We start from the raw sequence: 14546 nt of genomic DNA, 5'->3' as shown, positions 1-14546 counted from the left end.
ATCGGTTCAAATTGCTTTCGAACTGCCGGGTTGCCTTTCCGCCATCATGACGCGTGCCTCTCGGCGCGAGATCGGCAAGGCCCAGAGTGGTAAGGCAACGACCCGGTCGCCTCACGGAGGATAGAATGCAGACGATGATCAAGTCCGCCAAGGCAGCCTGCCTCAGCATTGCCGTAACCTTTCTTGCCGTCTTGGGGCTGTTGCAGCCGGCTAATGCCCAGTCCGCCAGTGGCACGCAATATTCGATGCAGGAAATCGTCGATGCCGGGCACGGCTTTTTCGGCTCCACATCCGGTGGCCTTGCGAAGGTGGTCGAACGCGCCTTCCAGAACTACGGGCTGCCGAACGGCTATATTCTCGGCCAGGAAGGCTCCGGCGCCTTCATCGCCGGCCTCACCTATGGCGAAGGCGACCTCTACACCAAGAACGCAGGCCAGCACGACGTTTTCTGGCAGGGCCCTTCCCTGGGTCTCGACTGGGGCGGCCAGGGCAGCCGCACGATGATGCTGGTCTACAATCTCCCAAGCGTTCCGTCCCTCTACAAGCGCTTCGGCGGCGTCTCCGGCTCGGCTTACGTGGTGGCGGGCTTCGGCATGACCGTCGTCACCGATGACAACATCGTCATCGTACCGATCCGCACCGGCGTCGGCGCCCGATTGGGCATCAATGTCGGCTATCTGAAACTGACCCAGCAGCCCACCTGGAATCCATTCTGAACCTTGTTCTTGTGTCACCGGACGACAAAAGATCCGGTGCATGCCCTGAAAATCATGATATCCTGAAGTCAGGCCGGTCGCGCGACCGGCCTCTTCGATGATCATCGCACCGGCACGGCGGCCAGACGCCGGCCCCAACCGAACGGCCGCCTGTGATCCAATTCGTCCTTCTGTTTTCCCTAGGTTTCCTGACGGCGGTGATGCTGGGCGTGCTGGTAGCGCCGCTGGTCTACAGGCGCATCATCCGGTTCGCTGAAGACCGCTTGAAGGCGACCATGCCGCTTTCTCCGCAGGAAGTGCGCGCCCAAAAGGATGCCGCGCGCGCCGGCTACGCTGCCGAAAACGCCCGGACGGAGCAAAAACTCCGGCGCGAGCGCGAGAAAACCGTGGCGATCATGCTCGAGAAGGAAAGCGTGCTGAAGGACATCCAGCGCCTGCATGGCGAAAACGCCGATCTTCACGCGCAGATCGAGGCGATGAATGTCGAGGCCGGAGATTTCCGCTCGCAGGTACGCCGGCTGGAGCAGCACATCGACCGTCTGACGAACTCGCTTGCCGCGACGGAAAAGGGCGATGATGCCAAGAAGGCCGAGATCTCCATTCTTTCGCGCCAGATCAACACACTTTCCATGGAAGTCGACAATCTCAAAATCGATCTGGCAGCGCGCAATGCCGAGGCTGAAAACCTGATCAGCCGTATCTCCAGCCTGCGCGACGAACGCGATGCGCTGCGAGAAGAGGCGCGGGCCGAGGGTGCCAAGGCGCGGGAACTGGCCATGCGCCAGCCACGCGACGAGACCCGCTTGAAGCAACTGGAACAGAAACTGGCGCGGGAGATGGCCAGCAATGCCGACAAGGACAGTTTCCTGGAACGTAGGGCAGCCGAAATCGACAGACTCAAGCAGAAGCTCAAGGACGCAAATAACGAACTGCGCGACACGGTAAAAGCCATGCGCACGGGGGCGAATGGCGCCGGGCTCCGCAAGGACAGGAAGGCCGTCGCAGCGATCGCTATACCTGACGTCGTGGCCCAGCAGCCGGCAGCAAACACGATGCCTCCGCATTCGGAACTTTCCTTCGAGCACGCGCGCAACCGCGTGTCGGCGCTCTCGGAACGTCTGGTCAATGTGCGCGGCACGGCGCATGACGATGCGCTGAGGGAAGAGATCGCCGACATCGCAGCGTCCGTCGTGGCGATGACGGCCATGCGCGAGGGCGAAAATTCGCCGATCCACGCGCTCCTGGACGGCGCGACGCCCGGCCCGGATGGCGCCGCTCCCAATCTGGCGGCGCGCGCAGCCGCTTATTTGCCGCCCAAAGAATAAAACCGTCGATCAGATAAAGCCATTGATCGATGCGACCTGATGGAGCGCGATCCCGGCGGCGGTTGCCACGTTGAGGCTGTCGAGCCCCGGCTTCTGGCGAATGCGGGCCGTTCGGATCGACGACAGGATCGAGGCCGGCAGCCCCTCGCCTTCCGTTCCCATCAACAGCGCGGTGCGAGGCGCAGGCGGAATGTCGGCGAGTTCCGTATCGCCAGCCGGAGACAACCCCCAAAGAGCAAATCCCTCGGCCTGCAGAGTTTTCAGCATCGCCTCGATGGAACCCTCGCGGCTGAAGGGCACCGACAGCACCGAGCCGACAGACACCCGGATCGCCTTGCGATACAGGGGATCGCAACAGGTTTGATCGAGAAGCATGGCATCGACGCCAAAAGCGGCCGCGTTGCGGAACATCGATCCCATGTTGTCGTGATTGGAAATGCCGCAGGCGGCAAGCATAAGGCTGCGCGGGCCGAGGCCGGACACGAGCTGGTGCATGGTCGGCATGCCGACGCGCCGGCCGAGCGCCAGAACGCCACGATGCATATTGAAGCCGGCGATCGCATCGAAAACGGCAGCACGGGCGACATAGACCGGAACATCGTTTGGAAACGCCGAAAGCAGGTCCTGCAGTCCATCGACGCGATTTTCGAGAAGCAGGATCGCCTCGGCGGAAATCCCCCTTTCCGCTTGATGGGCGGCTGCCAGCATGCGCAGCACGACAGTCCCTTCCGCAACGAACTGTCCGTGACGCCCCGTCAGGTCGCGCTCGCGTATCGAAACGAACCCGGCGATGCGCGGGTCCTGAGGATCGTCGATGCGAAGGAGCGGAACATCCACGTACGGGAGAACCTCAGTTTGCCCTGACAGTGATGTCGGCAACGATACGTCCGGCGGCGATATCGAAGACGATCGCCTTCTGCACGCCATCGGTGCCCGTGCCATAAAACAGGATCTGCCCGCCCGACAACGCCACCTCGGAAACGACAAAGCCGGCCGGAAGCGCTGCTACCGCCGACACCGGCGCATCGCTCGGCACGGCAACCCCGGCGCTCTGCGCTGCCGGCTTGTCGTCCATGCTCGTCACCTTGTAGACAATCGCGCCCAGCACGGCCATAAGCATGACCAACATGACACCGGCCGAAACCAGTTGTAGGCGCACCATCTTGCGGCGCACGTTTTCCATCACCGGATCGAGCGGCTTTTCTTCCTGTTCGTCTGGTTCCTGAAGCGACATGACCGGCCTTTATATGCGGGATTGAAAGAAGCGATGAACGACCCCTTTAAACAAGCGGCAGGCAATAGGAAAGTCCTGACCGCAAATGAGGACGCCTCCGGCCGCATGGATGCCTTCCTGACGGAAGCGCTGGGCGGCGAGTTGTCCCGCAACCGGATCAAGGCGCTCATCGAGCAGGGTGAGGTCACGGTCAACGGCAAGACCATCACCGAACCCAAGAAGAAGGTGCAGCCGGGCGATGTCTTCGAGATAGGCCTGCCGGAACCGGAAGATCCCGAACCCAAGGGCGAGGATATCCCCCTCGACGTTCTCTACGAGGATGATGATCTGATCGTGCTCGTCAAGCCCGCCGGGCTCGTGGTGCATCCGGGGGCCGGCAACTGGACGGGAACGCTCGTCAATGCCCTGATCCACCATTGCGGCTCCAGCCTCTCCGGCATCGGCGGCGTCAAGCGACCGGGCATCGTCCACCGCCTCGACAAGGATACCAGCGGCGTTATGGTGGTCGCCAAGAACGATATCGCCCATCGCCATCTCTCCGACCAGTTTGCCGACCATGGCCGCACCGGGCCGCTGGAACGCGCCTACTACGCGATTGTCTGGGGGCGGCCGCGCACGCTGAAAGGCACAATCGATGCGCCGCTCGGCCGTGCGGGAGATCGCGTAAAACGCGCCGTCAAGCATGAGGATGCGGACGACGCGCGCGAAGCGATCACCCATTACGAGGTCGTGGAGCGCTATCTGGAGAAGCCGGATGCGACGTCGCTCGCCTCCATGGTCGAATGCCATCTGGAAACCGGACGGACCCATCAGATCCGTGTGCATATGGCCCATATCGGCCATCCTCTGATCGGCGATCCGGACTATGGCGCTGCGTTCAAAACCAAGGCCAATCTGCTGCCGGATGAGGCAAAGGCGGTGGTCAATCGTTTCCCGAGGCAGGCGCTGCATGCGTTCATGCTCGCCTTCGAACATCCCGCCAAGGGCGAGACGATGTATTTCGAATCCCCCTTGCCAAAGGACATGCAGGAGCTGGCGGACGCGCTCAAGAGCGGCCGCGCCTGAGGTAAAGACGGCAGGTTTTTTGCCGCGGCACGCATCTTTTCGTCCGGGTTATGCGTTGATCGCCATCAACAAGGAGAAAACCCATGGTCGATAGCAGCCAGATCAAAGAACATGCAGAGGTCATCAGCGCCGACGGCATCCACGTCGGCACGGTGGACCGCGTCGAAGGCGATCGCATCAAGCTGACCAAAAAGGACAGCGGTGCCGGCCACGAAGGCCACCATCACTTTATTCCGCTGGATCTCGTCTCCAGCGTCGATGACAACCGAGTGCGTCTGAGCTCCAACGGCAAGGATGTAATCGGCGAAGAGGAAGAGGAAGACCGCTCGTCCATTCATTGAGCGGAGCATGATTGCCGGCGGGCTCGATATACGTCCGGCCTGCCGGCTCTAAGTTAGAAAATTGCGGCCTCAACCTTGATATTTCCATTCAAGGCACGATCTACAGGCTGTAACCGACATTAGGAACACTATGCTCTGGTATCACGCCCTCGTGAAACCGGTGTTCTTGAATCATGCTTTCGCTGTACATATCTATGAGATCGTGGGGTCTGAAGGACCCACACTGCCGGCTTGCCACCAGGAGGCCGGAACGCGAAAGGGGGGTGCAATCATGGCCCGCAGCACAATGCCGACTTTGACCGCCGAAGGTGGTCTTAACAAATACCTCGACGAAATCCGCAAGTTTCCCATGCTCGAGCCGCAGGAAGAGTACATGCTCGCCAAGCGCTATCAGGAGCATGACGACCGCCAGGCGGCCCACAAACTCGTCACCAGCCATCTGCGTCTCGTGGCCAAGATCGCCATGGGCTACCGCGGCTATGGCCTGCCGATCGGCGAAGTCGTATCCGAAGGCAATGTCGGCCTGATGCAGGCCGTCAAGAAGTTCGACCCGGAACGCGGCTTCCGTCTGGCGACCTACGCAATGTGGTGGATCAAGGCCTCGATCCAGGAATATATCCTGCGCTCGTGGTCGCTGGTGAAGATGGGTACGACCGCCAATCAGAAGCGGCTGTTCTTCAACCTGCGCAGGCTGAAGGGCAAGATTCAGGCGCTCGATGAAGGCGATCTGAAGCCCGAACAGGTCAAGCAGATCGCGACGACGCTCAATGTCTCCGAGGCCGAGGTCATCTCGATGAACCAGCGCCTTTCTGGCGACGCCTCGCTGAACGCTCCCATCAAGGCGAGCGAGGGCGAAAGCGGCCAGTGGCAGGATTGGCTGGTGGATGACCACGATAGCCAGGAAGAGATGCTGATCGAGCAGGACGAACTGGAAAACCGCAGATCGCTGCTGGCGAAGGCCATGGGCGTTCTGAACGATCGCGAACGCCGCATCTTCGAAGCACGCCGGCTGTCGGAAGATCCGGTTACGCTCGAAGACCTGTCGACAGAGTTCGACATCAGCCGCGAGCGTGTCCGCCAGATCGAAGTCCGGGCTTTTGAAAAGGTGCAGGATGCCGTTCAGAAAGCGGCACTCGAACGCGCCCAGCAACTGCGTGTCATCGAAGACGCCTGATCGACCGTGACAAGACATTGAAAAACCGGCCGGGTCTCCCCGGCCGGTTTTTTTGTGTCCGCTTTTCAGGCGCCTTGTTACTGGCCGCTGACCGCCGGCGCGCGGCTCCAGGCCTGCAGCGCCTTGGTGAAGGCTTCGGTACCGGCGGGCCCTTTCTCCAGGGTCAGAAGGGCGCGACGACCGTTGCGATAGGTAAGCGGCACGTCGATCCAGCTGCGGTTGCGCAGAAGGTCGGTGTTGGTCGCCACCGCCTCGGGATAATCGTTCAGCGCGATCATGTGGAAATCGTCGGTGATCTTCGCCGGCACGGCAATCAGGGCGTCGCCCCTCGCCTGCTCGTTCTGCTTCATCGAGACACGCTGGACGCTTTCGATGGCGCCGCCTTCGAAATTCTCCGGCAGCGAGAAGACGAACTCGACGACATGGCTTGCGGGCAATGACGGATCGGTGTTGCGCTTGATCGTCATAAGCGCCGTCAGGCCGCGTTCCGGAACGCTGATCTGAGCCTGGACCGTCGGCTCGGGAGGCGCGTCATTGCCGGGCGATTCTTCCTTCGTCGACCATGCCACGGTGCCTTCGACAGCCGTCGGGGACGATTGGCCGAGACGCTCCTCATAAAGGAACATCTTCTGCGCGCCTTCAGGTATCTGAACCTCAGCCTGCGGCGTCGCGGGGGTGGTGGCCGTGGCCGGCGTCTGCGTGGCGGCAGGATCGGCGCCTGTCGCTCCGGCCTGTGCGATGGCTGTGCCCGCTTCCGTCTGCGCGGCGACGGACTTGCCTTCCGCCTCACTGGTCGCATCGCCGGTCGGCAGGGGTGCCGGGCCGACGTCGGTCTCGGTGCCATCGGCCTGCAGCCGCTGGGTGAACTTCGTCGTGGCACTGTCGGCCAAGGCAACATCCGTCTGCGGCTCGGCCGGCGTTTGCGAATTCGCTTCAGGAGCGTCCGTTGCCGGTTCCGTGGTCTGCGGCGTTTCGGTCGTCGTCTGCACCGGAGCCGATGCCGTCACCGATGTGATCGTCTCGGAAACCCAGGTGTTGACCGCGTCACGGTTCATCCAATAGGCATAACCGCCCCCGCCAAGCGCCAGCAGAACCACAGCAGCAACACCCGCCGTCTTGACGAGCGAAGAAGACTTCTTCGGCTCGACGCGGTAGGAAACCGGACGCGCCGGTGCCGCCAGGGCTTCCGGATCAGGCACGGCCGCAGGTGCAGCGGCAGCGGATTCCGCAGCGGGCTCGTTGGTGTCGAGCAGGCGATCGATATCGTCCCAATGGGCGGCCGGTAGGCTGGCGGCAGTCTCGGACACCGCCGGCTTTTCGACCGGCCACGACCAGTCGGAGATCGCCGGTTCGCTACCTTCGGGCTGTGCAGGTGCTGTTGTCTGCTGCTGGAACGGATCCCTGTCGTCCCAGTCCCATGAATGCGATGGCTCCGTCGCACCATCGGCCTTGTCGTCCGCGACCGGCTCCGGCGGCATGTATTCCGCGAGATCGATCACCGTGCCCTGATTGTCGCCTGTGACGGTCTCGTTCCAGACCGGCTCGACAGTCGCGCTTGCCGCGACGGGCGCTGCTTGCTGCTCCCATTCCGGAAGGTCCCACTCAGAACCGGCGGCCGGGATTTCCACGTCCGCACGAGCAGGCTCCTGCGCAACTGTCTCCACCTCGACGGGTTCGAAGGCAGCCGGGTCATGCCACGGCTCTGGCGCATCGAGCGTGGGGGCCTGCTCCACAGGCTCATGTTCTTCCAAAGGCGCAGATACGGGTGTTTCTGCCTCGACAGACGCTTCCGGCGAGGAGCCATCCTGAAGAAACGTCTCTTCTGCCGGCTGCGGATGCTCCTCCGCAGGCTGATGGTCATCGACATATGCCGGTTCAACCGCCTGAACGGGCTCTACCGGCTCCTGCCAGCCTGTGTCCGGCTCCTGCGAAACGGGCTCCACCGGGGCAGCCTCATCTTGCCAGGCGGGCGCTTCCTCGGAGGCCTGCTCGACGTCGTGAGCCGGTTCGTGCTGCACGTCGGCGGAAGCTTCATGCCCGTCAAAACGTTCGGCAGGCACATCCTCGATGGCTGCAACCGGCTCGGGCTGCTCGGCGGTTTCCGGTTCGTGATATATTTCCTGTTCCGGCAGAGGCTCCGGTTCCGGCAGAGGCTCCGGTTCCGGCAGAGGCTCCGGCTGCGGCTCGGCAACGGGCTCAGGCTGCGCTTCGTGAACGGGCTCCGGCTCGGATTCCGCGCTTTCAGGCTCCTGTGCAGCGGCCTCTTCCGCAATGGGCTCTCGGGCTACGGGCTCGTGGGCAACGGGCGCCTCATACTCGGCCGGTATCGGCTCCTGATAGGTCGCATCATCCGCCACCGCCTCGTCGATGGGCGGCAAAGCCTCGGCGTAATCGCTCTCGACCTCTGATATCGCGGCCTCGAGCTTCACCATCTGCCGCTCGATCATCTCGTCCGAGGGACGCGGCTTCATATTCTCCAGCTGACGGCGAACGGCGCCACGGGCCTTTTCATAGACCTTCGACCGCATTTCCGGAACATTGTCCGAGAGACCATCGACGGTCCTTCGAATAACAGCAACAAAATCCGCCATCAGAACTTTCTCATACCCTTCAGGGTGCCTGGCTCACATGGAGCCAAGCTATTCTTTTTCCAGATCAGACCGTGAAGATTAATCTTCAAACGGGTCTGTCACAAGTATGGTGTCGTCACGCTCGGGGCTGGTCGACAGAAGCGCCACCGGTGCGCCGATCAGCTCTTCCACCTGGCGGACATATTTGATCGCCTGTGCCGGAAGATCGGCCCAGCTGCGGGCGCCGACGGTCGACTCTTTCCAGCCTTCCAGCGTGATGTAGACAGGCTTGGCCTGCGCCTGCTGCGCCTGGCTTGCCGGCAGATGATCGATCTCGACGCCATCGAGCGTATAACCGATGCAGATCTTCAGTTCTTCGAGGCCATCGAGAACATCGAGCTTGGTGAGCGCGATGCCTGTGATGCCGTTGGTGGCGACCGACTGGCGCACCAGCGCCGCGTCGAACCAGCCGCAACGGCGCTTGCGGCCCGTGACGGTGCCGAATTCATGGCCCTTCTCGCCCAGGAACTGGCCGATCTCGTCATGCAGCTCGGTCGGGAACGGGCCTTCGCCGACGCGGGTCGTATAGGCCTTGGTGATGCCGAGAATATAACCGAGCGAACCCGGCCCCATGCCGGAACCGGCAGCAGCCTGGCCGGCCACGGTGTTCGACGAGGTGACGAACGGATAGGTGCCGTGGTCGATGTCGAGCAGCGTGCCCTGCGCACCTTCGAACAGGATGCGCGCGCCCTTGCGGCGATGGCGGTCGAGCAGCAGCCAGATCGTATCCATGAACGGCAGAACGCTGGCGGCAATCGATGACAGCTCCTGCATGATTGCCTCGTGGCTGACTTCCGCTTCGCCGAGACCACGGCGCAGCGCGTTGTGATGCGTCAGCAGGCGGTCGACCTTGGCCGGCAGCGTGTTGAGGTCGGCAAGGTCCATGACGCGGATGGCGCGACGGCCAACCTTGTCTTCGTAAGCCGGGCCGATGCCACGGCGCGTGGTGCCGATCTTGGTGCCGCTGTTGGAGGCGGCGTCCTCGCGGATGCCGTCAAGCTCGCGGTGCAGCGACAGAATGAGTGTTGCATTGTCGGCAATGCGCAGGTTTTCCGGGGTGATGGTCACGCCCTGCTTGTCGAGCTTTTCGATTTCGGCGATCAGCGCATGCGGGTCGATAACGACGCCGTTGCCGATGACGGCGAGCTTGCCGGGACGCACGACGCCCGAAGGCAGAAGCGACAGCTTGTAGCTGATACCGTCGATGACGAGCGTATGGCCGGCATTGTGGCCACCCTGGAAGCGGACGACGATATCCGCGCGTTCCGACAGCCAATCGACAATCTTGCCCTTGCCTTCATCGCCCCACTGCGAGCCGACCACGACTACATTCGTCATTTCTGTTTTCCTGTTGCTCGGCGTTTATTCCGCTAAGTCTCGCGGCACGCCACCTTCAAACCCGCGCATCTATACTGGTTTGTTTTTTGGAAAGCGACCCTGTTAGGCGTTTGAATCAGGGTTTTTGCATGACATTCACGACCTTTAGCCTATATCACGAGGTCCCGATTGCCCTGATTGTGTGCAAACCGCCCATCTGAAATGCAAGGAAATACCCTCCATGAACCTGCAGGCCTACATCATCCTGTGTATCACAACGGCCATATGGGGCGGCAATTCGGTGGCGGGAAAGCTGGCAGTCGGCCATGTCAGCCCGATGATGCTGACGACGATGCGCTGGGTCATTGCATGTCTTGTTCTGCTTGCATTTGCCGCGCCGCAAGTAAAACGGGATATGCCCGTTATTGCCAAGAACTGGCTGCTGCTGCTTGGTTACGGGACGATCGGTTTTACGGCGTTCAATGCGTTTCTTTACTCTGCACTGCAATATACCAGTGCGATCAACGCCGTGATCGAGCAGGCCGGCATTCCCATGGTCATCTTCCTGATGAACTTCGTGTTTTTCCGCACGGCCGTTTCGTGGGCGCAGATCGCAGGCTTTACGCTGACGCTTGTCGGCGTTGCCCTGACCGCGTCCCACGGCAATCCGGCAACGCTGCTTTCCCTGGAACTCAACCAGGGCGACGCGTTGATGATGGCGGCAGTGCTCGTCTATGCCGGCTATACGGTCGCGCTGCGGTGGAAGCCGGGAATTCATTGGAAGAGCCTGATCGCCGCTTCGGCCTTTGGCGCACTGCTCAGCAGCCTGCCGCTTCTTGTCTGGGAAATCGCTGAGGGCGGCTTCATTTTTCCGGACATGCGCGGATGGATCATCGTTGCCTATGCCGGCCTTCTGCCGTCGCTGGTCTCGCAAATTCTCTACGTTCGCGGCGTCGAACTGATCGGCCCCAACCGCGCCGGCCTGTTCATCAACACGATCCCGATCTTCGGCATGCTGCTGTCGATCCTGCTCATCGGTGAAAAGCTCGAAACCTTCCACATCATCGCCATGGTGCTTGTGCTGGGCGGTATCGCGGTGGCGGAAAAGGGTCGCCCCAGGACAGCTGCAAAATAAAATCGGGCGCTTACGTATCGATCAGCTTTCGCTCCATATAGGCAGCCCCCGCGCCATAACTTTCGAGCTTTTCTGCAAGCATGGGATCGGTGACGACAGTGAAATGCTGCTTGCGCCAGAACGGCCGTGAACCGCCAACCGAAACCAACCCGATTGCCGGGAAGCCCTCTTCCGTTGCCAATGCAGTCAGCTGCGAGACGATCGCCGTCCCTGCCCCCGATCCGCGTGTCTTAGGCAGAAGCGCAAGGTCGTGCAGGTACCAGCAATCAGCCTCTGGCGGCAGAGCCCCGAGCGGGCGATTGAGCGGCGGCGGACGAAGGCGTGTCCAGGGGTGGCTCAGGAGATAGCCGTCGATCTCATCGCCCTTGACGAGAACGAAGCAACCCTTCGGACACAGCCGCAGGCGTTCGGCAAGCACCGCTTCGTCTTCCGGAAAGTCGGCATGGGCAATGTTCTGGATCGCGAGGATGGCCCCGAGATCGTCCGGCGTCGCCTGCCGCCATTGAAATTTTGCCTGCATCGTCATGTCCACGCATATTCCGCCTGAAGGCGGTTATTCAACGACGATGGCGCGCCGATGAAATCGACGCGCCACGAATGTCAGTCTTGGGAGGATCTGACGGAAAGCGTCAATCGACGTTGAAGGTCAGGAGCTTCGCCTGACGGATCGCAGCGTTGGCGCGCAGCTGATCCAGGACCTCTTCCGTGACTGGACCATCGACATAAAGCAGCGCGATCGCGTCCGAGCCTGCGTCCTTGCGGCCCAGCTGGAAGTTCGCGATGTTGACGCCGGCATTGCCGAGCGTCATGCCGATGAAGCCGATCATGCCGGGAACGTCGGTATTGGTGATGTAGATCATGTGGTTGCCCACATCGGCATCCAGGTTGATGTCCTTGATCTGGATGAAGCGCGGCTTGCCGTCCGAGAACACCGTACCGGCAACCGAACGGGTCTGATTGGCAGTCGTCACCGTCAGCTTGATATAGCCGTCGAAGACGCCCGACTTGTCGCGCTTGACCTCGGACAGGATGATGCCTTTTTCCTTGATCATCACCGGCGCCGAAACCATGTTGACGTCGGCCACCTGACTGCGGATCAGGCCGGCGAGTGCAGCACTTGTCAGCGCCTTGGTATTCATGCCGGCGGTCGAGCCGTCGTAGAGGATCTCGATTTCCTTGATCGCGCTTTCCGTGACCTGCCCGACGAAGGCGCCGAGCACGTCTGCAAGCCGGATGAAGGGCTTCAGGATCGGCGCTTCCTCCGCCGTGATCGACGGCATGTTGATCGCATTGGAAACGGCACCTTTGACGAGGTAATCCGACATCTGCTCGGCGACCTGCAAAGCGACATTTTCCTGGGCTTCCGTGGTCGAGGCGCCAAGATGCGGCGTGCAGACGACGTTCGGCAGGCCGAAAAGCGGGCTTTCCTTCGCGGGCTCGACCTCGAACACGTCGAAACCGGCACCGGCGACATGGCCGGACTTGATCGCATCGGCCAGCGCCTGCTCGTCAACGAGACCACCACGGGCGCAGTTGATGATGCGCACGCCGGGCTTGGTCTTGGCAAGGTTCTCACGGCCAAGAATGCCACGGGTCTTGTCGGTCATCGGAACGTGCAGGGTGATGAAGTCGGCCTGGGCGAGCAGCTCGTCTAGCTCGACTTTAGTCACGCCCATTTCTTGGGCGCGCTCGGCCGAGAGGAAGGGATCGTAGGCCAGAACATGCATGCCGATGCCGATCGCCTTCTTGCAGACGATGCCGCCGATATTGCCGGCGCCGATGACGCCGAGCGTCTTGCCGGTGATTTCGACACCCATGAACTTCGACTTTTCCCACTTGCCGGCCTGGGTCGAAGCATCGGCCTGCGGCAGCTGACGGGCAACGGCGAACATCAGTGCGATGGCGTGTTCCGCGGTCGTGATCGAGTTGCCGAACGGGGTGTTCATGACGATGATACCGCGGCGCGAGGCGGCCGGGATATCGACGTTATCGACACCAATGCCGGCGCGGCCGATCACCTTGAGATTGGTTGCGGACGCAATCAGCTTCTCGGTCGCTTTGGTGGCCGAGCGGATGGCGAGGCCGTCGTAATTGCCGATGATTTCGGCAAGCTTGTCCTTGTCCTTGCCGAGCTGCGGCTGGAAATCGACGTCTACGCCGCGATCGCGAAAGATCTGGACGGCGGTTTCCGAGAGTTCGTCGGATACGAGAACGCGAGGTGCCATGATGGGGCTTCCTTCAAAAACGGTTCAGCGATGAATTTAGGGAATGGAAGGCTCCGCCTGCTGGCGAAGCCTTTGGCATGTCACGTCAGGCAGCAGCCTGCGAAAGCGTTGCCTTCTGGGTCTCGAACGCCCAGGAAAGCCACGGCATGAGCTTTTCCATGTCCGCGGTTTCGATGGTCGCACCGGCCCATATCCGCAGACCCGAAGGCGCATCGCGGTAGGCGCCGATGTCGTAAGCGACGCCTTCCTTTTCCAGAAGGGCGACAACGCCTTTGGCAAAAGCAGCCTGACCATCGGCATCCAGCGCCTCGACGTCCTTGTCGACGATCTTGAGGCAGACGGAGGTGTTGGAAGCGGTTTCCGGCTTCACGGCCAGATTGGCGATCCAATCGTTTGCGGCGATGAAATCGGTGATGACCTTGGTGTTGGCATCGGCACGCGCCATCAGCGCCTTGAGGCCGCCGATCTTCTGTGCCCAGAGCAGCGCATCGATATAGTCTTCGACGCAGAGCATGGACGGCGTATTGATGGTCTCGCCCTTGAAGATACCTTCGGAGAGTTTGCCGCCCGAGGTCATGCGGAAAATCTTCGGCAGTGGCCATGCCGGCGTATAGGTGAGCAGGCGCTCGACCGCACGGGGCGACAGGATAATGACGCCATGCGCGCCCTCGCCGCCGAGAACCTTCTGCCAGGAGAAGGTGACGACATCGAGCTTGGCAAAATCGAGATCTTGCGCGAACGCGGCCGAGGTGGCGTCGCAGATCGTCAGACCCTTGCGGTCAGCCGGAATGAAATCGGCGTTCGGAACGCGGACACCCGAGGTGGTGCCGTTCCAGGTGAAGACGACGTCGCGATCGAAATCGACAGTGGTGAGGTCCGGCAGTTCGCCGTAACCGGCTTCGATGCGGCGAACATCCTTAAGCTTCAGCTGCTTGACGACATCGGTGACCCAGCCGGCGCCAAAGCTTTCCCAGGCCAGCATGTCGACGCCACGCTCTCCGAGCAGCGACCAAAGCGCCATTTCGACAGCGCCGGTGTCGGACGCGGGCACGATGCCGATGCGGTAATCCGCCGGCACGTCCAGAATTTCGCGGGTCAGATCAATGGCCTGCTGCAGCTTCGTCTTTCCGACTTTCGCGCGGTGCGAACGGCCAAGCGGCGCGTCGGAAAGGGCTTCGAGCGTCCAACCGGGGCGCTTCGAGCAAGGGCCAGAAGAAAAATGGGTATTGTTCGGACGGACGTCCGGTTTTGCGGTCTTCGCCATCTGCTATCCTTCCAGATAGATAGCTCCTCGTTGGGGAGGAGTGTCCCGCCGCCGTGGATATTCTCAGGTGCGCTGGAAGTCAAGAAACTTGTGTCGCAGTAAAGAAGATTTTTGGCGCTG

At 61.5% G+C, this 14546-nt stretch carries 13 protein-coding genes; 6 read left to right on the top strand and 7 right to left on the bottom strand.

Going from position 1 to position 14546, the window contains the following annotated elements:
* Positions 1-125 precede the first annotated feature (125 nt).
* Positions 126-716 carry a DUF1134 domain-containing protein gene (locus BLX89_RS13105; RefSeq protein WP_075291347.1) on the top strand — a complete coding sequence of 197 codons (591 nt, stop codon included), beginning with the start codon at positions 126-128 and terminating at the stop codon, positions 714-716.
* Positions 717-868: 152 nt separating this feature from the next.
* Entirely contained in the window at positions 869-2041 is a 1173-nt protein-coding gene (locus BLX89_RS13100) for a coiled-coil domain-containing protein (protein ID WP_075291346.1), read from the top strand.
* 9 nt (positions 2042-2050) lie between these two features.
* On the opposite strand, the gene BLX89_RS13095 is transcribed toward BLX89_RS13100, so the two are convergent.
* Together BLX89_RS13095 and BLX89_RS13090 are read right to left on the bottom strand one after the other, a co-directional pair.
* The gene (locus BLX89_RS13095) at positions 2051-2878 is read right to left on the bottom strand and encodes a TrmH family RNA methyltransferase (RefSeq protein WP_075291345.1); all 828 of its coding nucleotides are present in this window, start codon (positions 2876-2878) and stop codon (positions 2051-2053) included.
* Between the two features lie 13 nt (positions 2879-2891).
* On the bottom strand, positions 2892-3275 hold the full coding sequence (locus BLX89_RS13090) for a hypothetical protein (RefSeq protein WP_075291344.1): 384 nt from the start codon (positions 3273-3275) through the stop codon (positions 2892-2894).
* Between the two features lie 33 nt (positions 3276-3308).
* Here BLX89_RS13090 and BLX89_RS13085 point away from each other — a divergent pair, with 33 nt between their 5' ends.
* The 3 genes from BLX89_RS13085 to rpoH all read left to right on the top strand — a co-directional run bounded on the left by BLX89_RS13085 (position 3309) and on the right by rpoH (position 5855).
* Entirely contained in the window at positions 3309-4340 is a 1032-nt protein-coding gene (locus tag BLX89_RS13085) for an RluA family pseudouridine synthase (RefSeq protein WP_075291343.1), read from the top strand.
* Positions 4341-4423: 83 nt separating this feature from the next.
* Entirely contained in the window at positions 4424-4681 is a 258-nt protein-coding gene (locus tag BLX89_RS13080) for a DUF2171 domain-containing protein (RefSeq protein ID WP_075291342.1), read from the top strand.
* Between the two features lie 271 nt (positions 4682-4952).
* Positions 4953-5855, top strand: a complete 903-nt coding sequence (rpoH, locus tag BLX89_RS13075; RefSeq protein ID WP_075291544.1) for an RNA polymerase sigma factor RpoH — start codon at positions 4953-4955, stop codon at positions 5853-5855.
* Positions 5856-5932: 77 nt separating this feature from the next.
* Here rpoH and BLX89_RS13070 read toward each other — a convergent pair whose 3' ends face one another.
* Together BLX89_RS13070 and BLX89_RS13065 are read right to left on the bottom strand one after the other, a co-directional pair.
* Positions 5933-8446 carry a hypothetical protein gene (locus BLX89_RS13070; RefSeq protein WP_075291341.1) on the bottom strand — a complete coding sequence of 838 codons (2514 nt, stop codon included), beginning with the start codon at positions 8444-8446 and terminating at the stop codon, positions 5933-5935.
* A 78-nt stretch (positions 8447-8524) separates the two neighbouring features.
* Entirely contained in the window at positions 8525-9823 is a 1299-nt protein-coding gene (locus BLX89_RS13065; protein ID WP_075291340.1) for an adenylosuccinate synthase, read from the bottom strand.
* 220 nt (positions 9824-10043) lie between these two features.
* Between BLX89_RS13065 and BLX89_RS13060 the strand changes: the two genes are divergently transcribed.
* Entirely contained in the window at positions 10044-10937 is an 894-nt protein-coding gene (locus BLX89_RS13060; protein ID WP_075291339.1) for a DMT family transporter, read from the top strand.
* Between the two features lie 10 nt (positions 10938-10947).
* On the opposite strand, the gene BLX89_RS13055 is transcribed toward BLX89_RS13060, so the two are convergent.
* The 3 genes from BLX89_RS13055 to BLX89_RS13045 all read right to left on the bottom strand — a co-directional run bounded on the left by BLX89_RS13055 (position 10948) and on the right by BLX89_RS13045 (position 14426).
* Positions 10948-11457, bottom strand: a complete 510-nt coding sequence (locus tag BLX89_RS13055) for a GNAT family N-acetyltransferase (protein WP_075291543.1) — start codon at positions 11455-11457, stop codon at positions 10948-10950.
* A gap of 109 nt (positions 11458-11566) precedes the next feature.
* A complete protein-coding gene (gene serA, locus BLX89_RS13050) occupies positions 11567-13162 on the bottom strand; it encodes a phosphoglycerate dehydrogenase (protein ID WP_075291338.1) in 1596 nt (531 codons plus the stop codon).
* An 85-nt stretch (positions 13163-13247) separates the two neighbouring features.
* The gene (locus tag BLX89_RS13045; protein WP_075291337.1) at positions 13248-14426 is read right to left on the bottom strand and encodes a phosphoserine transaminase; all 1179 of its coding nucleotides are present in this window, start codon (positions 14424-14426) and stop codon (positions 13248-13250) included.
* Positions 14427-14546: the final 120 nt, after the last annotated feature.

It is taken from the genome of Pararhizobium arenae, from assembly GCF_001931685.1.
In the GTDB taxonomy this organism is placed as follows: Bacteria; Pseudomonadota; Alphaproteobacteria; order Rhizobiales; family Rhizobiaceae; genus Pararhizobium; species Pararhizobium arenae.
This window is presented reverse-complemented; position numbering and strand designations above follow the sequence as displayed.